This is a genomic window from Xanthomonas sp. DAR 35659 (assembly GCF_041242975.1).
Classification (GTDB): Bacteria; Pseudomonadota; Gammaproteobacteria; order Xanthomonadales; family Xanthomonadaceae; genus Xanthomonas_A; species Xanthomonas_A medicagonis.
In genome coordinates this window covers 1,274,977-1,297,973 of sequence record NZ_CP162488.1, presented here as the reverse complement: position 1 = coordinate 1,297,973, position 22,997 = coordinate 1,274,977, and the positions used below count along the sequence as shown (strand labels likewise).

21 protein-coding genes are annotated in these 22,997 nt (G+C 71.7%); 15 read left to right on the top strand and 6 right to left on the bottom strand.

Features of this window, described 5'->3' with window-relative positions; genetic code table 11:
• Nucleotides 1-47: 47 nt before the first annotated feature.
• Together AB3X07_RS05550 and AB3X07_RS05545 are read right to left on the bottom strand one after the other, a co-directional pair.
• Nucleotides 48-3,266 (bottom strand): efflux RND transporter permease subunit, encoded by a 3,219-nt coding sequence (locus AB3X07_RS05550; RefSeq protein ID WP_369943447.1) that lies wholly within the window; start codon nucleotides 3,264-3,266, stop codon nucleotides 48-50.
• A gap of 1 nt (nucleotide 3,267) precedes the next feature.
• Entirely contained in the window at nucleotides 3,268-4,365 is a 1,098-nt protein-coding gene (locus tag AB3X07_RS05545) for an efflux RND transporter periplasmic adaptor subunit (protein WP_369943446.1), read from the bottom strand.
• A 135-nt stretch (nucleotides 4,366-4,500) separates the two neighbouring features.
• Here AB3X07_RS05545 and AB3X07_RS05540 point away from each other — a divergent pair, with 135 nt between their 5' ends.
• From AB3X07_RS05540 to AB3X07_RS05505, 8 genes are all read left to right on the top strand, one after another.
• Nucleotides 4,501-4,863: a rhodanese-like domain-containing protein gene (locus tag AB3X07_RS05540; RefSeq protein ID WP_369943445.1), complete on the top strand. Its 363-nt coding sequence runs from the start codon at nucleotides 4,501-4,503 to the stop codon at nucleotides 4,861-4,863.
• A gap of 5 nt (nucleotides 4,864-4,868) precedes the next feature.
• A complete protein-coding gene (locus AB3X07_RS05535; protein ID WP_369943444.1) occupies nucleotides 4,869-5,219 on the top strand; it encodes an ArsR/SmtB family transcription factor in 351 nt (116 codons plus the stop codon).
• Nucleotides 5,216-6,049, top strand: a complete 834-nt coding sequence (locus AB3X07_RS05530; protein WP_369943443.1) for an MBL fold metallo-hydrolase — start codon at nucleotides 5,216-5,218, stop codon at nucleotides 6,047-6,049. The genes AB3X07_RS05535 and AB3X07_RS05530 overlap by 4 nt, the downstream gene beginning before the upstream one ends.
• 18 nt (nucleotides 6,050-6,067) lie before the next feature.
• Nucleotides 6,068-6,571, top strand: coding sequence for a hypothetical protein (locus AB3X07_RS05525; protein WP_369943442.1), 504 nt, complete (start codon nucleotides 6,068-6,070; stop codon nucleotides 6,569-6,571).
• Nucleotides 6,572-6,590: 19 nt separating this feature from the next.
• On the top strand, nucleotides 6,591-7,376 hold the full coding sequence (gene modA, locus AB3X07_RS05520; protein ID WP_369943441.1) for a molybdate ABC transporter substrate-binding protein: 786 nt from the start codon (nucleotides 6,591-6,593) through the stop codon (nucleotides 7,374-7,376).
• A 9-nt stretch (nucleotides 7,377-7,385) separates the two neighbouring features.
• Nucleotides 7,386-8,081, top strand: a complete 696-nt coding sequence (gene modB, locus AB3X07_RS05515; protein ID WP_369943440.1) for a molybdate ABC transporter permease subunit — start codon at nucleotides 7,386-7,388, stop codon at nucleotides 8,079-8,081.
• A gap of 61 nt (nucleotides 8,082-8,142) precedes the next feature.
• Nucleotides 8,143-8,760, top strand: coding sequence for a molybdenum ABC transporter ATP-binding protein (locus AB3X07_RS05510; RefSeq protein WP_369943439.1), 618 nt, complete (start codon nucleotides 8,143-8,145; stop codon nucleotides 8,758-8,760).
• 67 nt (nucleotides 8,761-8,827) lie between these two features.
• Nucleotides 8,828-9,385: a flavin reductase family protein gene (locus tag AB3X07_RS05505; RefSeq protein ID WP_369943438.1), complete on the top strand. Its 558-nt coding sequence runs from the start codon at nucleotides 8,828-8,830 to the stop codon at nucleotides 9,383-9,385.
• 121 nt (nucleotides 9,386-9,506) lie between these two features.
• On the opposite strand, the gene AB3X07_RS05500 is transcribed toward AB3X07_RS05505, so the two are convergent.
• Genes AB3X07_RS05500 through AB3X07_RS05490 form a run of 3 tightly spaced genes read right to left on the bottom strand, consistent with a single transcriptional unit; the run spans nucleotide 9,507 to nucleotide 11,954 of the window.
• Nucleotides 9,507-10,097, bottom strand: coding sequence for a hypothetical protein (locus tag AB3X07_RS05500; RefSeq protein ID WP_369943437.1), 591 nt, complete (start codon nucleotides 10,095-10,097; stop codon nucleotides 9,507-9,509).
• A complete protein-coding gene (locus AB3X07_RS05495) occupies nucleotides 10,094-11,596 on the bottom strand; it encodes a TonB family protein (RefSeq protein WP_369943436.1) in 1,503 nt (500 codons plus the stop codon). Before AB3X07_RS05495 ends, AB3X07_RS05500 begins: the two co-directional genes overlap by 4 nt.
• The gene (locus AB3X07_RS05490) at nucleotides 11,586-11,954 is read right to left on the bottom strand and encodes a BlaI/MecI/CopY family transcriptional regulator (RefSeq protein WP_369943435.1); all 369 of its coding nucleotides are present in this window, start codon (nucleotides 11,952-11,954) and stop codon (nucleotides 11,586-11,588) included. Before AB3X07_RS05490 ends, AB3X07_RS05495 begins: the two co-directional genes overlap by 11 nt.
• 110 nt (nucleotides 11,955-12,064) lie before the next feature.
• Here AB3X07_RS05490 and AB3X07_RS05485 point away from each other — a divergent pair, with 110 nt between their 5' ends.
• The 7 genes from AB3X07_RS05485 to AB3X07_RS05455 all read left to right on the top strand — a co-directional run bounded on the left by AB3X07_RS05485 (nucleotide 12,065) and on the right by AB3X07_RS05455 (nucleotide 20,672).
• Nucleotides 12,065-14,014, top strand: a complete 1,950-nt coding sequence (locus AB3X07_RS05485) for an acetyl-CoA hydrolase/transferase C-terminal domain-containing protein (protein WP_369943434.1) — start codon at nucleotides 12,065-12,067, stop codon at nucleotides 14,012-14,014.
• Between the two features lie 162 nt (nucleotides 14,015-14,176).
• Nucleotides 14,177-15,136 (top strand): L,D-transpeptidase family protein, encoded by a 960-nt coding sequence (locus AB3X07_RS05480; protein ID WP_369943433.1) that lies wholly within the window; start codon nucleotides 14,177-14,179, stop codon nucleotides 15,134-15,136.
• A gap of 4 nt (nucleotides 15,137-15,140) precedes the next feature.
• The gene (locus tag AB3X07_RS05475) at nucleotides 15,141-15,875 is read left to right on the top strand and encodes a M23 family metallopeptidase (RefSeq protein WP_369943432.1); all 735 of its coding nucleotides are present in this window, start codon (nucleotides 15,141-15,143) and stop codon (nucleotides 15,873-15,875) included.
• A gap of 290 nt (nucleotides 15,876-16,165) precedes the next feature.
• The gene (locus AB3X07_RS05470; protein WP_369943431.1) at nucleotides 16,166-16,897 is read left to right on the top strand and encodes a DUF3348 domain-containing protein; all 732 of its coding nucleotides are present in this window, start codon (nucleotides 16,166-16,168) and stop codon (nucleotides 16,895-16,897) included.
• A 10-nt stretch (nucleotides 16,898-16,907) separates the two neighbouring features.
• Complete coding sequence (locus AB3X07_RS05465) at nucleotides 16,908-19,364, top strand: DUF802 domain-containing protein (RefSeq protein WP_369943430.1); 2,457 nt, start codon at nucleotides 16,908-16,910, stop codon at nucleotides 19,362-19,364.
• Complete coding sequence (locus AB3X07_RS05460; protein ID WP_369943429.1) at nucleotides 19,361-20,011, top strand: OmpA family protein; 651 nt, start codon at nucleotides 19,361-19,363, stop codon at nucleotides 20,009-20,011. The genes AB3X07_RS05465 and AB3X07_RS05460 overlap by 4 nt, the downstream gene beginning before the upstream one ends.
• Nucleotides 20,001-20,672, top strand: coding sequence for a DUF2894 domain-containing protein (locus AB3X07_RS05455; protein ID WP_369943428.1), 672 nt, complete (start codon nucleotides 20,001-20,003; stop codon nucleotides 20,670-20,672). Before AB3X07_RS05460 ends, AB3X07_RS05455 begins: the two co-directional genes overlap by 11 nt.
• Before the next feature lie 199 nt (nucleotides 20,673-20,871).
• Here the strand turns inward: AB3X07_RS05455 and tkt are convergent, their stop codons facing one another.
• Entirely contained in the window at nucleotides 20,872-22,872 is a 2,001-nt protein-coding gene (tkt, locus tag AB3X07_RS05450; protein ID WP_369943427.1) for a transketolase, read from the bottom strand.
• Between the last annotated feature and the right edge of the window lie 125 nt (nucleotides 22,873-22,997).

Sequence of the window (22,997 nt, the reverse complement as noted above, 5' to 3'; positions counted from 1 at the left end):
CTACGCCGGCGCCGCAAAGACGGCGTGGACGCGCCTGCGCATCGCCGTCACGCCGCCGTGGTGGCCGCCGCGGCGCGGCGCGCCAACGGGTAGTACAGCAACGGGATCACCAGCAGGGTCAGCGCCGTGCTGACCAGGATGCCGAACAGCAGGGACACCGCCAGGCCGTTGAAGATTGGATCGTCGAGAATGAACACCGCCCCCAGCATCGCCGCCAGCCCGGTCAGCACGATCGGCGGCGCGCGCACCGCGCAGGCCTCCACCAGCGCCTGCTCGGCGCTGCGCCCCTGCGCCAGCGCGTGGCGAATGAAGTCCACCAGCAGGATCGAATTGCGCACGATGATGCCGGCCAGCGCAATCATGCCGATCATGCTGGTGGCGGTGAACTGGGCGCCGAGCAGCGCATGCCCCGGCAGCACGCCGATCACCGTCAGCGGAATCGGCGCCATGATCACCAGCGGCAGCAGATAGCTGCGGAACTGCGCCACCACCAGCAGGTAGATCAACAGCAGGCCGACCGCGTAGGCGATGCCCATGTCGCGGAAGGTCTCGTAGGTGATCTGCCATTCGCCGTCCCATTTCACCGCGAAGTCGGCGCTGTCGCCCGGCGCCGCGATGAAATGCTGCGTCAGCCGCTGACCGTCGACGCTGTGCCGGCGCAGTTGCCCGACCAGGTCGAACATGCCGTACAGCGGGCTGTCCAGGCGCCCGGCCTCGTCGCCGGTGACGTACACCACCGGCCGCAGGTCCTTGTGCGAGATCGCGCCGTCCCACGGCATGCGCTGCACCGAGACCAGTTCCGACAGCGGCACCAGTTGGCCGTCGCCGCCGCGCACGCGCAGCGCCAGCATGCGCGCGACGCCGGCCTGGTCCGCGGCCGGCAGGCGCAGCCGCACCGGATGCGGATACTTGGACGCGCCATCGTGCAGCCAGGTCGCATCCACGCCCTGTACCGCCACCGCCAGCGCCTCGGCGATCGCCGCCTGCGTCACGCCCAGCCGCGCCGCGCGCACGCGGTCGACGACGAGCACCTCGCGGCTGGCGGCGCTCTCCACGCTGGTATCGACATCGACCACGTTGGGCGTGCGCAGGAAGCGCTGTTCCAGCGCCAGCGCCAGCCGCCGGCTGCGCGCGTCGTCGGGGCCGTACACTTCGGCCACCAGCGGCGCCAGCACCGGCGGGCCCGGCGGCACCTCCACCACTTTCAACACCGCGCCGTGGCGGCGCGCGACCGCCGTCAACGGCCCACGCAGGGCGCGCGCGATGGCGTGGCTGTGGCGCGAACGCAGATGCTGGTCCAGCAGGTTCACCTGCAGGTCGCCGACATTGTTGCCACTGCGCAGGAAGTACTGCCGCACCAAGCCGTTGAAATTGACCGGCGCCGAGGTGCCGGCATAGGCCTGGTAGTCGCGCACGTCCGGATCGCGGTCGAGCACGCCCGCCAGGTCGGCCAGCAACGCATCGGTCGCCTGCAGGGTGCTGCCCTCGGGCAGGTCCACCACGATCTGCAGTTCGGACTTGTTGTCGAACGGCAGCATCTTCAGCACCACCCATTGCAGCCCCACCAGCGCGACCGCCAGCACGAGCAGCGCCGCGACCGCGGCGAACAGCCAGCCACGCCGCCGCGCGCCGGTCGCGGGGGCGAGGAAGGGATGCAGCACGCGCGAGAACAGGCGCTGCAGGCGCGGCGACGCGGCCGTCGCCTCGCCGTCGGCGGCGGCTGGCGGCGCATGCCGCGCCAGCAGCTTCAGCGCCAGCCACGGGGTCACGGTCAGCGCGATCGCCAGCGACAGCAGCATGCCGACCGAGGCATTGACCGGGATCGGTCGCATGTACGGCCCCATCAGCCCGCTGACGAAGGCCATCGGCATCAGCGCCGCGATCACGGTCAGGGTGGCGAGGATGGTCGGCCCGCCGACCTCGTCCACCGCCGGCGGGATCGCCTCGTGCAGGCGCTTGCCGCCGGCGCGCATATGCCGGTGGATGTTCTCCACCACCACGATGGCGTCGTCCACCAGGATCCCGATCGAGAAGATCAGCGCGAACAGCGACACCCGGTTGAGGGTGAAGCCCATCGCCCACGACGCGAACAGGGTCAGCGCCAGGGTCAGCACCACCGCGCTGCCGACCACCAGGGCCTCGCGCCAGCCCAGCGCGAACAGCACCAGCAGCACCACCGAGCCGGTCGCGAACACCAGTTTGTGGATCAACTTGGCGGCCTTGGCGTCGGCGCTGGCGCCGTAGTCGCGGGTGATCGCGGCATGCACGCCGTGCGGAATGGTCTGCCCTTGCAGTTGCTGCAGGCGCGTGGCGACGGCGCGGGTGATCGCGGCGGCGTCGCGGCCGGGTTGCTTGGCGATGGCGAGGGTCACCGCCGGCGCGCGGCCCTGCGCCGGACCGCCGCGCGCCGCCGGCGCGCCGTACCACACGTAGCTGGACGGCAGGTCGGCGCCGGGGCGGACCTGGGCCACGTCGCGCAGCCGCAGCGGCTGGCCGTCGTGCATGCCGATCACCAGCGCCGCCACGGTGTCGGCATCGGCCAGGAAGGTCCCGGCCACGACCGGCACCGCGCGGTCGCTGCCGATCCGCTCGCCGAGCTGGCGCACCGCATTGGCCGCCTGCAGCGCTTGGCTCAGGTCGGACACGGTCAAGCCGTAGGCCGCCAGCCGCGCCGGATCCAGGGTCAGCGTCAACACCCGTTGCGGCGCGCCGATGCTGTAGATGTCGCGCGTGCCGGGGATGCGCTTGAGCTCGGTTTCCAGGGTGTGCGCGACCGCGCCCAGGTCCAGCGCGCTGCGCTGCGGGTCGTCGCTCCACAGGGTCACCGCCATCACCGGCACATCGTCGATGCCCTTGGGCTTGACCAATGGCGCGCCCGCGCCGGGCGGCAATGCGTCCAGGTTGGAGTAGACCTGGTTGTACAGCCGCACCAGCGCCGCCTGCCGCGGCACCCCGACCTGGAATTCGACGGTCAGCAGCGCCAGCCCCGGGCGGCTGACCGAATACACGTGCTTGACCCCCTCGATCTCGTCCAGCTTCTGTTCCAGCGGCGTGCTCAGCAGTTGCTCCACCTCGCGCGCATCGGCGCCGGCGAAGGCCACCGACACGTTGGCCATGGTCACGTCGATCTGCGGCTCTTCCTCGCGCGGCGTGATCGCCACCGCGGCCAGGCCCAGCAGCAGCCCGAGCAAGGCCAGCAACGGGGTCAGAGGATTAGCCTGGAACAGCGCCGCCAGGCGGCCGGACACGCCAAGACGCGCGGCCATCTCAGCGCTCCGCCAGCGCGCGCCGCTGCGCGGCCAGCGCCTGCCCGGCGGCGACCGGATCGCGCGCCACGCGCTCGCCGGCCTTCAGCCCGCTCAGCACCTCGACCCGCTGCGGCTCCTGCCGGCCGACGCGCAATTGCCGCAACTGCAGGCGGTCGCCGGCAAGCACATAGGCCGCGCTCAGTTCGCCACGCTGCAGCAGCGCCGCACGCGGCATCCACACCGCGGCCGCGTCGGCACCGGCACCGGCATCCACGTCGGTGTCGGCGGGCGCGGCGAAGGCGACCTTGGCGGTGGTCCCCGGCGCAGGTGCCGGGGTCAGCACCGGCAACGGTACGCGCACGGTCACGCTGTGGCTGTCCGGATCGGCGGTCGGGAACACCACCACCTGCGCCACCGCCAGCGTGCGGCCGTCGTCCAGCCGCACCTGCGCGCGCGGCACTGCGCGGATCGCCGCGGCATCGGACTGCGGCACCTGCACCTCGATGCGTTGCGCGCCGGGCGCGTACAGCGCCAGCAACGCCTGGCCGGCGGCCACGGCTTCGCCCGGCTGCACCCGGCGCGCGCTGACCACGCCGGCGAACGGTGCCCGGATCACCGTGTAATCGGCCGGCTGCCGCGCCTGCGCCAACTGCGCCGCGGCGGACTGGCGCGCCGCGAGCGCCGCATCGCGGGTGGCGCGGGCTTGCTCCAGCTGCGCCCGTGACACGTACTGCGCCGCGGCCAGCGCGGCGTAGCGGCGGTAGCTGGCCTCGGCCTCGTCGGCACTGGCCGCGGCGGCGCGCAACTGCGCCTGGGCGCCGTCCACGCCGGCGCGCTGCTCCACCGCGCTGAGCCGCAGCAATACCTGGCCAGCGGCGACGCGATCGCCGACGTCCACCGCCACGTCGCGCACCCGCCCGGCGGTCTGCGCCGTCAGGTCGGCGTGCTCCACCGCGGCGACCACCCCATCCCAGGCACGCGACGGGGCTGGCGCATAGGCCACCACGTCGGTCCGCAGGGCGGGCAGCGGCGGCGCGGACGCGGCGGGGGATTCGTGCCCGCAGGCGGCGAGCGACAGGCACGCGGCCAGGACGAGTGGGACGGCAAACGGCTTCACGCGGAGACTCCAGGACGAGGATGCGACCGGAGCGGTCGCGGCCGGCGACCGATCGCTGGCTGCGAGATAAATTAGAATTTTCTTATATTAGAGTCAACTGATATGATTGGCGCCATTCATCCACCGGAGCCCCCCATGCCCCACTCCTCCGCACAAGCCCTGGTCGACCGGGCGCGCCCGCAGATCCACGAAATCGACACCGATGCCGCGGCCAGGCCGCTGCCGGGCGAATGGATCATCGACGTGCGCGAACCCGGCGAGTTCGCCGTCGGCCACCTGCCCAACGCGATCAACATCCCGCGCGGCATCCTCGAGTTCCACCTGGACAGCGACCCGGCCCTGGCCCGCCGCGACCACCCGATCCTGCTGTACTGCGCCAGCGGCGGCCGGTCCACGCTGGCGGCGCTGAGCCTGCAGCAGATGGGCTACAGCGCGGTGCGCTCGCTGCACGGCGGCTTCCTGGGCTGGACCGCCGCCGGCCTGCCGGTCGCGTTCTGATCGCGATGGCGCGGCGCGCGACGCCCACGCTGGATGCGGAGGCCATGCAGGCGCACGCGACCGAGGCCGCGCGCCTGCTGAAGGCGCTGGGCAACGAAAAGCGGCTGCTGCTGCTGTGCCTGCTGGTCGATCACGAACAGTCGGTGGGCGAGCTCAACGCGCGCGTGGACCTGAGCCAGTCGGCGCTGTCGCAGCACCTGGCGCTGCTGCGCGAGGACGGCCTGGTGCAGACCCGCCGCGACGGACAGACCATCTACTATTCGCTGGCCCCGGGCCCGGCGCAGCGCATCCTCGATACCTTGCACGCCATCTACTGCGGCGCCGGCGCTTCCCTCCCCGCCAAGGTCACGCCATGAGCCACGTCCCGCACGTCCACCCGTTCCACCACGCCGCTTCCGGCACCTGGAGCTACGTGGTCGAGGACGGCCGCGACGCCGCGGTGATCGACCCGGTGTTCGACTTCGAGCCGCAGACCGCGGCGGTGGCCGATGCGCCGGCGCAGGGCCTGGCCGAGCTGCTGTCCGCGCGCGGCCTGCAGCTGCGCTGGATCCTGGAAACCCATGCCCACGCCGACCATGTCTCCGCCGCGCAATGGTTCAAGCGGCGCTGGCCGCTGGCGACGCTGGCGATCGGCGCCGGCATCCGCCAGGTGCGTGCGCGCTTCGCGCCGCAGTTCGGCCTGGCCGCGGAAGACGACGACGCGCGCTGCGGCTTCGACCACCTGTTCGCCGACGGCGAGCGCTTCGCGATCGGCCAGTTGCAGGCGCGGGTGATCGCGGTGCCCGGGCATACCGACGACAGCGTCGCCTACCTGATCGGCGATGCGCTGTTTCCGGGCGATTCGCTGTTCATGCCCGACAGCGGCACCGCGCGTTGCGATTTCCCGGGCGGCGACGCGGCGACGCTGTTCCGCTCGATCCAGACGCTGTACGCGCTGCCCGCCGCCACCCGTGTGTTCGTCTGCCACGACTACGGCGCCGGCGGCCGCGCGGTGGCCTGCGAAACCAGCATCGGCGCGCAGCGCCGCGACAACATCCACGTGCGCGACGGCGTGGACGAAGCCGCGTTCGTCGCGCTGCGCCAGGCGCGCGATGCGACGCTGGCACCGCCGCGGCTGATGCAGCCGTCGGTGCGCGCCAACATCCAGGCCGGCCGCATCGACGACCTGCACGCCGCACCGCGGTGAAGGCGGTAGGATGCGGGCATGTCCCGATCCCGCCTTTTCGCCGTTCTTGGCCTGGCGCTGGCCGCTGTGCAGGCGCAGGCCGCGCATGACCGCCCCGCGCACGCCGACGTTGCCGCTACCGTAGCGGCCAGCGGCGTGCTGCGGATCGCACTCGATGACGCCGCGCTGGGCACCTTGCCGCGCGAGCGGGTCAGCGCCCAGGCGCATGGCCAGCCGCTGGACTGCGAAGGCGTGGCGCTACGCGCCGTGCTGCAGGCACAGCACGCCATGCCCACCGAGCCGCTGCGCGGCGCCCAGCTGCAGCGGCGGGTCGAAGTCGCCGCGCGCGACGGCTACGCCGCCGTGTTCACCCTGGCCGAACTGGACCCGACGCTGGGCGCGCGCCGCGTGCTGCTGGTCGATCGTTGCGACGACAAGCCGCTCGCTGCCGAGGACGGCCCGCTGCGCCTGATCGTGCCGCAGGATCAACGGCCCGCGCGCTGGGTGCGGCAGGTACAGTCGATCGCCGTCGTCACCCCCTGATTTTTCCAGGAGCCTCGCCATGTCCCGACTGCTACGCCGCCTGCTGTGCCTGTTCTCGCTCGCCATCGGCGTGTCCGCGCCGGCGGCCTGGGCGCAACCGGCCTCCGCGCCGCTGACCGTGTTCGCCGCCGCCAGCCTGAAGGAATCGCTGGACGAAGCCGCAGCCGCCTACCAGCGGTCCAGCGGCACGCCCGTGCAGGTGTCGTACGCGGCCAGTTCGGCGCTGGCGCGGCAGGTGGAACAGGGCGCGCCGGCGGACGTGTTCTTCTCCGCCGACCTGGAGTGGATGGACTATCTGCAGCAGCGCCAGCTGGTCGATCCGGCGCAGCGCCGCAACCTGCTCGGCAACACGCTGGTGCTGGTGGCGCCCGCGTCCAGCACGATCAAGGTGGATCTGCGCAAGCGCGGTGCGCTCGCCGTGGCGCTTGGCGCGCAGGGCCGCCTGGCGGTCGGGCAGACCAGCAGCGTGCCGGCCGGCAAGTACGCGCGCGCCGCGCTGCAGGCGCTGGGGCAATGGGACGGCGTGCAGGCGCGCCTGGCCGAATCGGAGAGCGTGCGCAGCGCGCTGATGCTGGTGGCGCGCGGCGAGACGCCGCTGGGCATCGTCTACGGCTCCGACGCCAAGGCCGAGCCGAAGGTGCGGGTGGTGGCGGTGTTCCCCGCCGACAGCCATGCACCGATCGTGTATCCGGTGGCGACGCTGCGCGCGAGCAAGCAGCCGGCGGCGGCCGACTTCGTGCGCTGGCTGGGGACGCCGCCGGCCCAGGCGATCTTCCAGCGCCGTGGTTTCTCGCTCGTGCACTGAGCTTCGCCGTTGTTCGCATTCACCCCGCAGGAACTGACCGCGATCGCGCTCAGCGTCAAGGTCGCGCTGGTCGCGGCACTGGGCAGCCTGCCGTTCGGCGTGGCCTGCGGCTGGCTGCTGGCGCGGCGCCGGTTCCCCGGCAAATCGCTGCTGGATGCGCTGCTGCACCTGCCGCTGGTGATGCCGCCGATCGTCACCGGCTATGCGCTGCTGATCGTGCTCGGCACGCGGGGGCCGGTCGGCGCCTGGCTGCTCGAGCACCTGGGCGTGCAGGTCGCCTTCCGCTGGACCGGCGCGGCGCTGGCGAGCGCGGTGATGGGGTTTCCGCTGATGGTGCGCGCGATCCGCCTGTCGCTCGAATCCACCGACCGGCGCCTGGAGGCGGCCGCGGCCACGTTGGGCGCCGCGCCCTGGCGGGTGTTCTTCACCATCACTCTGCCGCTGGCCTGGCCCGGCCTGGTCGCCGGCACCGCGCTGGCCTTCGCCAAGGCGCTGGGCGAGTTCGGCGCCACCATCACCTTCGTCTCCAACATTCCCGGGGAAACCCAGACCCTGTCGTCGGCGATCTACAGCCTGCTGCAAGTGCCCGGCGGCGAAGCCGGCATCTGGCGGCTGGCGGCGGTGGCGCTGGCGATCTCGCTGGCCGCGCTGCTGCTGTCGGAATGGCTGGTGCGGCGCCAGCGCGCGCCGGAGGCCGACGCATGAGCCGGTTTCGCTCGGTGTCCTCGCATGCGCCGCCAAGCGCGTCGAAGCCGGGGACGCGCCGATGCTGAGCATCGACATCGACGTGCGCCGCGGCCACTTCCAGCGCCGCCTGCGGATCGAGGAGGCCGCGCGCGTGATCGCGCTGGTCGGCCCGTCCGGCGCCGGCAAGACCAGCGTGCTCAATGCCATCGCCGGCGTTCTGCGGCCGCACAGCGGGCGCATCGTCATCGCCGAGCGCGTGCTCTACGACAGCGCGGCCGGCATCGACGTGCCCACCCATCGGCGCCGCATCGGCTACGTGTTCCAGGACGCGCGGCTGTTCCCGCACATGGACGTGCGCCGCAACCTCGGCTACGGCCGCCATGGCCGCGGCGAGGCCGCGCGCTTCGGCTTCGATGCGGTGGTGGACCTGCTCGGCATCGCGCCGCTGCTGGGACGGCGCCCGGGCAACCTGTCCGGTGGCGAGACGCAGCGCGTGGCGATCGGCCGCGCCCTGCTGGCGCAGCCGGCGATCCTGCTGTTCGACGAACCGCTGTCGGCGCTGGACGCGCCGCGCCGCGCCGAACTGATCCCGTACCTGCAGCGGGTACGCGATGAAGTGAGACTGCCGATGCTCTACGTGAGCCACCAGGCCGAGGAAGTGGAACGCATCGCCGATGCGGTGCATCGGCTGGAGTAGCGCGCGCCGACGCGGCGTTCACCGTCGCCGGCCAGACTGGTCGCGTCGCCACCGCGAGGACGCCCCCATGCGCCGCTACCGCAAACACGATTATCCGACCGAGCAGGTGCGCCGTTTCCTCGAACCCGGCCCGGTGGTGCTGGTCGGTTCGGCATGGAACGGGCAGCGCGACATCATGACCCTGGGCTGGCACATGGTGCTGGAGTTCTCGCCCTCGCTGATCGCCTGCTGCATCTCCAGCGCCAACCACAGTTTCGACCTGGTCCGGCGCAGCCGGCAATGCACGATCAACCTGCCCACCGCGGACCTGGTCGACACCGTGGTCGGCATCGGCAACAGCAGCGGCGCGCAGGTGGACAAGTTCGCCCACTTCGGCCTGACCGCGGTGGCCGGCAGCCAGGTGCAGGCGCCGCTGATCGCCGAGTGCTATGCCAGCTTCGAGTGCCGCCTGCACGACGGCCGCGGCATTGCCCGGCACAACCTGTTCGTCTGGGAAGTGGTGAAGGCGCACGTCGCCGTGTCGCCGAAACTGCCCAAAACCCTGCACTACCGCGGCGACGGCAAGTTCATGCTGTCCGGTGCCGAGATCTCGCGGCGCCGCCTGTTCAAGCCACAGATGCTGTAGCCGAGCCCCGCGCTCCTGTAGGAGCGGCTTCAGCCGCGACAGACACTCACAGACAACCGGCGCCTCAACCGGGGACCCTGCACTAAAGCACTTCCACTACGCTCTCCGCCGACGCCTTCACTCAACGCGCCCCACGTCCCCCCAAATCTCCAGCCTGCACACTGGCCTTGCCCTGCCGCACTTCGAACGTGAACGCATAGGCCAAGGTCACCGGCACTTCCTCGATCGAGGCCGCAGCGTCGCAACGATCCGCCACCGCCGGACGTTGCGCCGGATCGGTGTACGTGCAGATCGCCGCCGGCACGAAGCGCCAGTGCGCGATCTGCTGCTGCACCGCCTGCAGCAGATCGGCGTTGTCCGCCAAAGCCCCGGCGTTGCAGTCCTCGCGATCGTGCAGCGGCTCGCTGCGCTGCACCGCGCCCTGCGCGGTCAGGATCACACGCACGCACACGGTGGTCGGCGCCAATGTTTGTCGCGGCGAATCGGACGGCAACTGCGGCGTGGCCGCGTCCAGCGGCTGCGGCATGCGGAACACCTGCTGCGGTTGCATCCTGTAGGGCGTGATCGAACCAGCGGCGGCGCCATCGCCGCCCGGCGCGAGCAGACGCTGATCCACCGAATCCAGCCGCTGCGCCTGCTCGCGCGGCGGTTGGCTGGCGCAGCCGACCAGACACAGGCTGGCGAAGGCAACGCCGACCCAGCGCAGGCTCATCGCGTGGCCACCTTGACCGCGAAACCGCAGTACAGGGGATCGCCTCCGCCCAGGGTCCCGGGGGTGTAGAGGATGTCGCAACGGTAGTCACGCGGGTCGCCATCCATGTCCAGCAGATACCAGTTGTAGCGAGCGGCATTGGCCATGCCCGGCGGCGCATCCGCCGGCTGCATCCCCAGGTCGAAGTTGACCGGAATCTTCAGCCGCGAGGCGATCGCCCGCCCACGCGCTTTCGCCGGCACGAAGCGCCACTGCCGGGCCGCCGCCATCGCCGCCTGATCCAGCACGGCATCGCCACTGCCGTGCCCGGACAGGGCGACGTCGCTGACGCGGCCGGCCGCGTCCACATCGACCAGCAGCAGCACCTTCCCCGAAACGCCCTTGTCCAGTGCCTCGCGCGGGTAGACCGGTGGATTCATCGCCAGCGGCGTGGCCGGCGTCGTCCCGCGCTTGGCCGAGGCTGCCGCCGCGTCGGCGGCCCAAGCGTATGCGGGCGCGGAACGTGTTTGATCGCCGGAGGCGCGCGCGGCCGTGTCGGGCACCTGCGCCTTCGCCAGCCCGGCGGCTCGGTCGCTGCTCGCCAACGAGGACGCCGGCAGCGGCTGCAACGCCCAGGCCGCCGTGGCCCCGCACAGCGCCAGCGTCGCCACCACGGCGATGCCGGCACGCCGCCGCCAACCGCGCACCGCCGGCCGTTGCAGCAGCGCGATGCGCTGGCGCAAGGTCTGCCCGGCCTGCCAGTGGCAGCCGACCGGCAATGCGATCGCATCCAGTTGGGTCTGCAGCATCGCTTCGGCATAGCTGCGGCGCGAGGCCGGATGCCGCGCCAGCACCGCCGCGTCGCAGGCCAGTTCCTGATCGAAGCGGAACCGCGCCGCGGCCCAGTGCAACAGCGGATTGAACCAGTACACGCAGCGCAAGGCGGCCAGCACCAGGTTGTGGCGGGTGTCGCCGCGGGCGATATGGGTGCGCTCGTGGTCCAGGACCAGTTGCGCCTGCGCAGTCGGATAGCGCTGCGCGAAATCCAGCGGCACCACGATCCGCGGGCGCCACGCGCCGAGCACCAGCGGACCATGCAGCGCATGCTGCGCGTACAGCACCCCGTCGGTGCCGGGCGATAGCTGCCCCAGACTGCGCCGGTAGCGCCGCTGCTGCCGCCACAGGGTCACGGCCATCGCCGTGGCGCCCAGCAGCCAAAGCGCAAACAACCACGCTGCGGCGTACCGGTCCGCGCCCGGCATCGGTGTGCCGGCCATGCCCGTCGTCTGCGTCGCGCCCACCCACACCTGCGGCAGCGCCAACGACGGCAACGACGGACGCGCGTCGCCAGGCAGCAGCGCCGCGAACATCGCCAGCGGCACCATGGCCCAGGCAGCATAGGCGAGCCCCGCGCCGAACAGGCGCCGCAACGGCGCGCGCACCGCCAGCACCGCCACGATCGCCGCGCTGCCGGCCAGCGCCGTCGCCCACATCCCTGCCACGAACGTTTCAACGCTCATCGTCAAGCTCCTGGATCAGTCGTTTGAGTTCCGCGATATCGGCATCGCTCAGCTTGCCGCGTTCGCTGAAGTGCGCCACCAAGGGCGCGACACGGCCGCCGAACAGGCGTTCGAGCAGGCCTTCGCTTTGCTGCTGCACCCACTGCTCGCGGGCCAGCAACGGGGTATAGAGATAACGGCGACCCTGCTTGTCGGCGCGGATGGCGCCCTTGTTGAGCAGGCGATTGAGCAGGGTCTTGACCGTGGGCTCGGCCCAGCCGCCGTGCCCGGCCAGGGCCGCGAACACCTCCTCGGCGCCGAGCGGGTGCCGCTCCCACAGCACCTGCATCACCACGGCTTCGGCATCGCTGATCGTCATTCCGTTTACACCTGTAATTTTTTTCGATTACACGAGTAAACGATGCGACTGTCAAGTGCCTTGCATCACCGCGGACGCATGCGAGCGCGGCGCTCGCCTAAGCTATGCCGATGACCGACCACCTCGAAGACCTCGACGCCACCGTCGACCTGATCCTGCACCGCATTCCCGGCGCATTGCGCATCGGCGCGCCGCTGGGCATCGGCAAGCCGCACCGCCTGCTCAATGCGCTCTACGACCGGGTCGCCGCCGATCCGGCGCGGCCGATGCAGCTGTACACCGCCCTGTCGCTGAACCCGCCGGCGGCCGGCGGCGACGGCCTGGAAGGACGCTTCGCGCGCCCGTTCGTGCAGCGCCATTTCGGCGACGATTTCCCCAAGCTCAAGTACGTGCAGGCCATGCAGCGCGACGCGCTGCCGGCGCACATCCAGGTCGAGGAGTTCTACATGCAGTCCGGTGGGCTGCTGCACTCGGCGCAGGCGCAGCGCGGCTACACCAGCCTCAACTACACCCATGCCGCCGACGCGGTGGCGCAGCGCGCGCCGAACCTGATCGTGCAGAAGGTCGCGCGCGAACCCGGCGGCACGCGCCTGTCGTTCTCGTGCAACAACGACATCACCCAGGACACGCTGGACGCGGTGCGCCGGCGCGGCCTGCCGCGGCCGTTGCTGGTGGCCGAGATCGATCCGCAGCTGCCGTGGATCGGCGGCTGCGCGGTGGTGGATGCGACGTTCTTCGACGTGGTGGTCGGCCCGCCGGGCCCGTACCCGCGCCTGTTCGGCCTGCCGCGGCAACCGGTGGCCGATGCCGACTACGCGATCGGCCTGTACGCCAGCACCCTGGTGCGCGATGGCGGCACCCTGCAGATCGGCATCGGCACCCTGGCCGATGCGCTGTGCCACGCGCTGGTGCTGCGGCACACCGACAACGCGCGCTACCGGCAGGTGCTGGCGGCGCTGGATCCGGCGCTGGAGACGCATCCGGCGGTGCGCGAGTGCGGCGGACTGGCGCCGTTCTCGGTCGGCCTGTTCGGCTGCAGCGAGATGCTCAACGAAGGCTTCCGGCAACTGGTCCAGTGCGGCGTGATCCGGCGCAAGGTGCTCGACGATGCCGAGCTGATGCAGCGCATGGCCGACGGCCGCGCCGACGCCGACGACCACGCGCGGCTGCAGCGCGACGGCGAATACCTGCAGGGCGCGTTCTACCTCGGCTCGCCCGAGTTCTACGCCTGGTTGCGCGAGATGGCGCCGGAGGCGCGCGCCGGCATCGGCATGCACCGGATCAGCGCGATCAACCAGCTCTACGGCGACGAAGCGCTGCGCCGCCTGCAGCGGCGCGAGGCGCGTTTCTTCAACTCCTGCATGATGGCCACCGCGCTCGGCGCGGCGGTGTCCGATGCACTGGACGACGGCCGCGTGGTGTCGGGCGTCGGTGGCCAGTACAACTTCGTGGCGATGGCGCATGCGCTGGACGACGCGCGCAGCGTGCTGATGTTCCGCGCCACCCGTGGCGAAGGGAAGGCGCTGCAGTCCAACCTGCGCTGGAACTACGGCCACACCACCATCCCGCGCCACCTGCGCGACCTCTATATCAACGAGTACGGCATCGCCGACCTGCGCGGCCTGACCGACGAGGATTGCGTGACCACGATGACCGGCCTGGCCGACGCGGCGTTCCAGCCGGCCTTGCTGCAGCAGGCCAGGCAGGCGCGCAAGCTCGGCGCCGCGTTCGTCGCGCCGGCGCACTGGCAGCGCAACACGGCCGAGCGGGTCCGCGCCGCGCTGGCGCCGTTCCGTGCCGACGGCACCCTGCCCGACTATCCGCTGGGCAGCGACTTCACCGCGGTCGAGCAGCGCCTGCTGCGCGCGCTGGCCTGGCTCAAGCGCAGCACGGCAGGCCGCGGCGCCAGGCTCGCCACCGTGGCGCGCGCGCTGCTGTCGCGCGAGGCCGGCGATGCGGCGTGCCTGCAGCGCATGGCGCTGGAGGCGCCGCGCGGGCTCGGCGAGCGCGTGCAGGCGCGGCTGCTGGCCTACGCGCTGCGGCGGACCGCGGCGGGCTGATGTCGCGGCGGAGCGTGCGCCGTGGACCGCGCGGCCGGCGCGGCCGCAGCGGCGCACCGGCTGAGCGGGATCGGCGGGCGCGGTCATCCCGCAGCCAGCGATTTCACGCGGGCTAGTCGCCGCACGCGGGCATGGTGGAGCCAACTTCCACCGGAGCCGCCGATGTCCCGACGTTCGCTTCCCCTCGCCTGCCTGGCCGCCGCGTTGGCCTGCGCCGCCGGCAGCGCCGTGGCGCAACCGCCCGCCAAGGCCGCCGCCGCGGCGCCGGTACCGGACAGTGGCGAGCGTTCGCTGCTGCGCGCGCAGGTGCTGCTGGACCGCGCGCACTTCTCGCCGGGCGAAATCGACGGCCAGGCCGGCTCCAACCAGCGCCGCGCCGTATCCGGGTTCCAGGCCGCGCGCGGATTGCCCGCCAGCGGCGAACTCGACGACGCCACCTGGCAGGCGCTGGCGCAGGACACCGCCCCGGCGCTGGTCGCCTACACGCTCACCGCGGAGGACATCGCCGGTCCGTTCCCCAAGATCCCCGAGGACACCGCGGAGAAGGCCAAGCTGCCGGCGCTGGGCTTCGAATCGGTGGAAGAACGCCTGGGCGAACGCTTCCACGCCGCGCCCGCGCTGCTGCGCGCGCTCAATCCGACGGTGGATTTCGCCCAGGCCGGCGCCAGCGTGCAGGTGCCGAACGTGCTCGGCACCGCCGCCTTGCCCAAGGCGGCCCGGGTGCTGGTCGACAAATCCGACTCCACCGTGCGCCTGCTCGATGCCAACGGCGCGATCCTGGCGCAGTTCCCCGCTTCCACCGGCAGCGAGCACGACCCGCTGCCGATCGGCGACTGGAAGATCAAGGGCGTGGTGCGGCAGCCGACCTTCCACTACAACCCCAAGCTGTTCTGGGATGCCGACAAGTCGGACAAGAAGGCGACGCTGGCGGCCGGGCCGAACAACCCGGTCGGCGAGGTGTGGATCGACCTGTCCAAGGACCATTACGGCCTGCACGGCACCCCGGAGCCGGCACGGGTCGGCAAGGCGCAATCGCATGGCTGCGTGCGCCTGACCAACTGGGACGCACTGACCGTGACCGCGGCGGTGAACGCCTCGGTGCCGGTCACCATGCAGGAGTGAGCGCATGCGCACCGTGCTGAGCTTGGTGGGACTGGTGGCCGCGGCGGCACTGGGTGTCTGGCTGCTGCGCGATGGCGTGGTGCAGGTGCGCCCCAGTCCCACGCCGAGCGCCGTCGCCGCGGGCACACCGGCAGTGGCCGCGGCGGCAGGTGCCGCGGCCGATTCTGCACCGGCAGCCGCACCAACCCCGACCGAGGCCGCGACGGCGAATCCTTCGCCTGCGCCAGCCGCGGCGGGGGCCGCACCGTTCCCGCCCGCCGCCGCGCCTGCGGCAGGCATGGGATCCGACGACAGCGCTTCCGCCGCGCTGCTGATCCCAGTGCAGGGCGTGCGCCGCGACCAGTTGCAGGACACCTTCACCGACGCCCGCAGCCAGGGCCGCCAGCACGATGCGATCGACATCCTGGCGCCCGCCGGCACGCCGGTGCTGGCGGTGGCCGACGGCAGCGTGGAGAAGCTGTTCGACAGCGAGCGCGGCGGTCTCACCGTGTACCAGTTCGAGCCCAGCGGCCGCTACGCGTACTACTACGCGCACCTGCAGCGCTATGCCGACGGGCTGGCCGAGCAACAGGCGATCCGCCGCGGCCAGGTGATCGGCTATGTCGGCAGCACCGGCAACGCCGACCCCGGCGCGCCGCACCTGCATTTCGAGATCCACCGGCTCGGCCCGGAACGGCAGTGGTGGAAGGGCGAATCGCTCAATCCCTATCCCGTCCTGCGCGGGGAGCAGCAGTTGTAGCGCGACGCCGCGGAGGGCGGCGCTGGAGCGGCGTGACGATGGCCAGGCTGCGCAGACAGGCCGACCGCATCCGGCGCGCATCGGCCAGACCTCTGGATCGCCCGTCCAGCCTGCCTCCTGCGCAGCCACCGTCGGCGCGCGGGACCGCCATCCAGCGCCCCGGTGCGCCCACCCCCCTCGCCGCTGCTTGAACCGCAGCGGACCGCGCAGGTCGGCGCGCACCGACCCGCGCGGCATTTCCCGGCCCCGGATGTCATTCGCGTGTAAAATTGCGCGCTTTGCGCAGACGCATGGCGAAAGCTCTTCCACGGCCGCCTGTCCCGGGCCCGGCGTTCATTCGCCTCCTCGCACGTCTCACCGAAGCCGAGATCGCGCCGTCCAGCCCTGTGCTGGCCGACCGCCTCGGCCAATGGATCGACTGGACGCGCGCCGTCGCCGTGTCCCGCGCGCTGGACGGCAAGCTGCCGGCCATCGACGCCGAGGCCCCGTTCGCGGACACCGACGCGGGCGAATGCGCACGGGTGCGCGCGACGCTGGAGGACGCCATCGGCGCCGATTTCACCAGGGCTGCGGGCAAGCCGCGCGGCCACGGCCAGGCGGCGGAGGCCGACGCGGCGAGCGACTACGCACCGCTGCGCGAGCGCTACCTGTCGCTGCAGCGCTCGATGCTGACCGCCACCGGCCGCCTGCGCGGCCAGTTGCGCGACACGCTGGCGCGGCGCTCGGCCGACATGGCGCGGCTGGCGGAAGTGGACGCGGTCATGGAATCGACCCTGAGCCCGCGCGAGCACGCCCTGCTGGCCACGGTCCCAACGCTGCTGGAGCGGCATTTCGAACGCCTGCGCCAGGCCGCGCAGACCCCACCGGACGGCGCCACCGCGGCGGACGCCGCCACCCCGACGACGCACCAAGGCGCCTGGCTGAAGCGGTTCCGCCAGGACATGCGCGATGTCCTGCGCGCCGAGCTGGACGTGCGCTTCCATCCCATCGACGCGCTGCTGGCAGCGCTGAGCCCCCGCTGACCGAGACCTCATGTTCAAGACCATCTCCCATTCCGTCGTCTTCCTGGCCGGCCTCGCCGCCGTGTGCTGGATCGGCGCGGGCTATCTCGGCTCCAATCCGCTGGGCGTGTGCTTCGCGCTGTTGATCGGCGCCTGCTACGTGGCCGGCGCGCTGGAGCTGTACCGCTACCGGCAGGCCACCGCCGGCCTGGCCCAGGCGGTGGACGACACCGCCGCCGCGCAGACCGACCTGGGCGGCTGGCTGCAGCGCCTGGACCCGAGCCTGCGCAACGCGGTGCGCCTGCGCATCGAGGGCGAACGCGTGGCCCTGCCGGCGCCGGGGCTGACTCCGTACCTGGTCGGGCTGCTGGTCCTGCTGGGCATGCTGGGCACCTTCCTGGGCATGATGGCGACCCTGCGCGGCACCGGCCTGGCGCTGGAAAGCGCGACCGACCTGCAGGCCATCCGCGACTCGCTGGCCGCCCCGGTCAAGGGCCTGGGCTTCGCGTTCGGCACCTCCATCGCCGGCGTCGCCACGTCGGCGATGCTCGGCCTGCTCGCCGCGCTGTGCCGGCGCGAACGCGCGCAGGCGGTGCAGGCGCTGGACCTGCAGATCGCGACCACGCTGCATGCCCATTCGCAGGCCTTCCAACGCGCCGAAGCGTTCAAACTCTTGCAACGCCAGACCGAGCTGATGCCGGCGCTGATCGACCGGCTGCAGGCGATGGCGGCGGGCATCGAACAGCAGGGCCTCGCCAGCGGCGAACGGCTGGCCAGCCACCAGGACGCCTTCCACACACGCACCGAAGCCGCCTACACGCGCCTGGCCGCTGCGCTGGAGCAGTCGCTGCAGGCCGGCGTGACCGAGAACGCGCGCGCGCTCGGCGCCGCGCTGCAACCCGTGGTGGAGGCCACGCTGGCCGGTCTGGCGCGCGAGACCGTGGCGCTGCACGAACAGGTCGGCCAGGCGGTGCAGCGTCAGTTGGATGGCCTGAGCGCCGGCTTCGACAAGGCCGCCGAGCGCGCCAGCCACAGTTGGGAGGCCGCGCTGGCCGAGCAACGCGGCAGCAACCAGGCGCTGGTCCAGGATCTGCGTGGCGCGCTGCAGGCGGCGGGCGACGGCTTCGCCGCGCGCTCCAGCGGGCTGCTCGATGCCGTGTCGGCACGGCTGGATGCAACCGCGGATGCCGCCAAGCAAGTCTGGACCGATGCGTTGGCGCGCCAGGAAGCCCTGAACGACCGCCTGGCGGCACGCAACGCGCAGGCGCTGGACGCGGTCGCGACGCGGCTGGACACCGCGGCGGACGCCGCGCAGCAAGCCTGGACCGATGCACTGGCGCACCAGGAAGCCCTCAACGACCGCCTGGCGACGCGCAACGCGCAGGCGCTGGACGCGGTCGCGACGCGGCTGGACACTGCGGCGGACGCCGCGAAGCAAGCCTGGACCGATGCACTGGCGCGCCAGGAAGCCCTCAACGACCGCCTGGCGGCACGTAACGCGCAGGCGCTGGACGCGGTCGCCCTGCGCCTGGACAGCGCCGCCGACGGCGCGACGCAGGCCTGGAACGCGGCGCTGTCGCGCCAGGATGCGATCAATGCCGCGCTGGCCGAGCACAACGCGCAGGCGCTGAGCGCGGCCACGGCCGCGCTGGAGGAACGCGCCGCGGCGCTGCTCGACCGCATGCAGCAGTCGCACGCGGACCTGCAGGACGCGCTGCAGGCGCGCGACGAGGCGCGCCTGGCGACGTGGGCGGCCACCTTCGCCACGCTAGTCGCCGACCTCAACGCGGAGGCCGCGCGCAACGACGAACGCCTCGCGCAGCGGCAGCAGGCCATCTGCGACACCCTCGAACGCACCGCCGGCGCGATCGCGGCGCAGACCCAGGAACACGCCAGCGCCACCATCGCCGAGATCTCGCGCCTGGTGCAGACCGCCTCGGCAGCGCCGAAGGCCGCCGCCGACGTCGTCGCCGAACTGCGGCAGACGCTCTCCGAGAGCATGGTCCGCGATACCGCGATGCTGGAGGAACGCAGCCGCCTGCTGGAGACGCTGCACACCCTGCTCGAAGCGGTGAACCACGCTTCCACCGAGCAACGTGCGGCGGTGGACGCCCTGGTCACGACCTCGGCAAACCTGCTCGACCGGGTCGGCACGCGCTTCAGCGACCATCTCGAGGCCGAGACCGGCAAGCTCGGCGAGGTCGCCGCGCAGGTCGCGGCCGGCGCCACCGAGGTCGCCAGCCTGGGCGATGCGCTCGGCGGCGCGGTGGACGCGTTCGGCCACGCCAACGCGGCATTGGTGGAGCGCCTGCAGAGCATCGAACAGGCCCTGGACAAGTCGCTGGCGCGCAGCGACGAGCAACTGGCCTACTACGTGGCGCAGGCGCGTGAGGTGATCGACCTGAGCCTGCTGTCGCAGAAGCAGATCATCGCGGAACTGCGCCAGTTGCCCGGTCATCATGCCCACGGCGGAGCCGACGCGGCATGAGCGGCGAACTGGAAATCGATCCCGAATCGGGCGCGCCGATCTGGGCCGTGTTCGGCGACCTGATGTCGGTGCTGCTGGGCGCGTTCGTGCTGATCCTGATCGGCGTGATCGGTGTGCAATTGCAGCTCTCGCACAAGCTGGACGAGGAAGTGCGGCAGCGGCAGGCCGAGGCGCGGCAGCGCAAGACCCTGGAACAGGCGCTGGCCGCGCCGCTGGCGGCGGGCCGGGTGACCCTGGTCGATGGCCGCATCGGCATCCGCGGCAGCGTGCTGTTCGCGTTGAACTCGGACCAGTTGCAGCCGGAGGGCCGCGACCTGCTCAAGAGCGTGGCCGCGCCGCTGGCCGGCTACCTGAAGGGGCGCGAGGAGATCCTGATGGTGAGCGGCTTTACCGACGACCGTCAGGTGCGCGAGAGCAACCGCCAGTTCGCCGACAACTGGGAACTGTCGGCGCAGCGCGCGCTCACCGTGACCCGCGCCTTGATCGAGGAAGGCGTGCCGGCCGATGCGGTGTTCGCCGCCGCGTTCGGTTCGCAGCAACCGGTGAGCCCGAACGTCGACGAGGCCGGGCGCGCCAGCAACCGGCGCGTGGAGATGGCGCCGGTCCCGAAGCTGGGCAAGTCCGCGCCGGTTCGGCATGCGCGATAAGGCGACATCGGCGGGCGATCGCGTCACGGCATGGCGGGCGCAGCACGGCGCGCGCCTGGACCCGCTGCGCTGGCGCTTCATCGAGGCGCTGGCACGCCGCACCGACGCGCAGCAGGGACAGGCGCGGCACCTGCTCGAACAGCGGTTGAGCGCACGCCTTGCGGCCTATGCCGACGAACTGACCAAGCTGGCGGACGAGGCGAGCACCGCCGATGCGGCCACTCGCGCCGACGCGGCATCCACTACGCCGCGCAGCCCGCTTGGTGAACTGTTGGCGGCGTTCCCGTCGGCCATGCCGAACGCGTTGGACGCGCCAGACGGCGATGCACCGCCCGCCGCAGCGGCCGCATTCGCGCCGCTGCCCGCGCTCGACGACGCGCGTCGGCTGTGGACCCACTTGCACGGTCGCAGCCAATTGCGGCAATCGATGCAGCAGGCCCCCTCCGACGCCGGGCCGCTCAATTCCGGCGTGCTGGTGCACCGCGCGCTGGCACTGATGCGCACGCTGTCGCCGGGCTATCTGCAGCACTTCCTGGCCTACGTGGACACGCTGTCGTGGCTGGAACGGATGCATGAGGACGGCGCACTCGCCTCCCGGCAGGACGCACAGGCCGCGACCGGCAAGAAGCCAGCGCGCGGCAAGCCGCGCAAGCGAAGCTGATTCGCGCAACCGAGCGCCACCATCGCCCCTGTAGGAGCGGCTTCAGCCGCGACAGGCGTTGCCGATGGATCCTGTCGCGGCTGAAGCCGCTCCTACAAAGGCACCCGATTGGGACCGCGTCCGCGATGCGATCGATGCGCATACGAAAAAGGCCGGCTTACGCCGGCCCTTCCCGTTCTTACGTTGCGGCGCGCGTCGCTTACAACGCCTTCGCCGCGGCGACCACGTGCTCGGCGGTGATCTCGAAGTACTTGTACAGCTCGTCGGCCGGGGCCGACGCACCGAACGTATCGAGACCGACCACCGCGCCATCCAGGCCGACGTACTTGCGCCAGAAGCCGGTGACGCCGGCCTCCACCGCCACGCGCTTGCGCACCGCGTTCGGCAGCACCGACTCGCGGTAGGCCGCGTCCTGGCGGTCGAACACATCGGTCGACGGCATCGACACCACGCGCGTCTTCAGGCCCGCGGCATCGAGGGTTTTCTTCGCCTCCACGGCCAGCCCCACTTCCGAACCGGTGCCGATCAGGATCACGTCCGGCACGCCGCCCTCGGCATCGGCCAGCACGTAGCCGCCGCGTTCGATCTGCTTGATCTGCGCGTCGCTGCGCGCCTGGAACGGCAGGTTCTGGCGGCTGAACACCAGGCAGCTCGGGCCGTCCTGGCGGGTGATCGCGGCCTTCCAGCTCACCGCCGACTCGACCGTGTCGCACGGACGCCACACGTCGTTGTTGGGGATGTAGCGCAGCGAGGCCAGATGCTCCACCGGCTGGTGGGTCGGGCCATCCTCGCCGAGACCGATCGAATCGTGGGTGTAGACGTGGATCGCGTGCGCCGGGTTCAGCGCGCTCATGCGCACGCCGTTGCGCGCGTAGTCGCTGAACACCAGGAAGGTGGCGTCGAACGGGATGAAGCCGCCGTGCAGCGCCAGGCCATTGGCGATCGCGGTCATGCCGAACTCGCGCACGCCGTAGTAGACGTAGTTCGCGTTAGGGTCGTCGCTGGCGACCGACTTGCTGGCCTTCCACAGCGTCAGGTTGGAATGCGCCAGGTCGGCCGAGCCGCCGACCAGTTCCGGCAACAGCGGCGCGAACGCCTCGATCGCCATCTGCGAGGCCTTGCGCGAGGCGATGGTCTGCGCTTCGGCAGCCTGCTTGGCGATATAGGCGTCGGCCTGGGCGATGAAGTCCTCCGGCAGCTCGCCGTGCGAGCGGCGGGTCAGCTCGGCGGCCTCGGCCGGGTACTGCTTGGCGTACTTGTCGAACGCCTGCTCCCACTCGGCCTGGCGCAGCGTGCCGGCGCCACCGGCACGCCAGCCGTCGTAGATCTCCTGCGGGATCTCGAACGGGCCGTACGGCCACTGCAGCGCCTTGCGCGCGCCTTCCAGTTCGTCCTTGCCCAGCGGCGCGCCGTGCGAGGATTCCTTGCCGGCCTTGCTCGGCGCACCGAACCCGATGGTGGTGCGGCAGCAGATCAGGGTCGGCTTGTCGCTCTCGCCGATGGCGGCCTCGATCGCCGCCTTGATCGCGTCGGCATCGTGGCCATCGACATCGCGCAGCACATGCCAGCCATAGGCCTCGAAGCGGGCCGGGGTGTCGTCGCTGAACCAGCCGGCGGTGTTGCCGTCGATGGAGATATGGTTGTTGTCCCAGAACGCGACCAGCTTGCCCAGGCCCCAGGTGCCGGCCAGCGAGGCGGCTTCGTGCGAGATGCCCTCCATCATGCAGCCGTCGCCCATGAACACCCAGGTGCGGTGGTCGACGATCTGGTGCTCGGGGCGGTTGAAGCGCTGCGCCAGCAGCTTCTCGGCCAGCGCGAAACCGACCGCGTTGGCGAAGCCCTGGCCGAGCGGACCGGTGGTGGTCTCCACCCCGGGGGTCTCGCTGCGCTCGGGATGGCCGGCGGTCTTGCTGTGCAGCTGACGGAAGCGCTTGAGTTGGTCCAGCGGCAGGTCGTAGCCGGACAGGTGCAGCAGCGCGTACTGCAGCATCGAGCCGTGGCCGTTGGAGAGCACGAAGCGGTCGCGGTTGAACCACTTCGGATTGTTCGGGTTGTGGCTGAGGAAATCGTTCCACAGCACCTCGGCGATGTCGGCCATGCCCATCGGCATGCCCGGATGGCCGGACTTGGCGGCCTCGACCGCATCGGCGGCGAGGAAACGGATCGCATTGGCGAGTTGGCGGCGGGTGGGCGTCGTCATGAAGGGTCTGTTGGAAGCGGGCGCGAGGCGTCGGGCCCCCTATTGTCCCACAGGCGGGGAGTGGGGATTCGGGAGTGGGGATTCGCAACGGCACGGGTGCGCAGGTCGCCAGAGCTGTAGGAGCG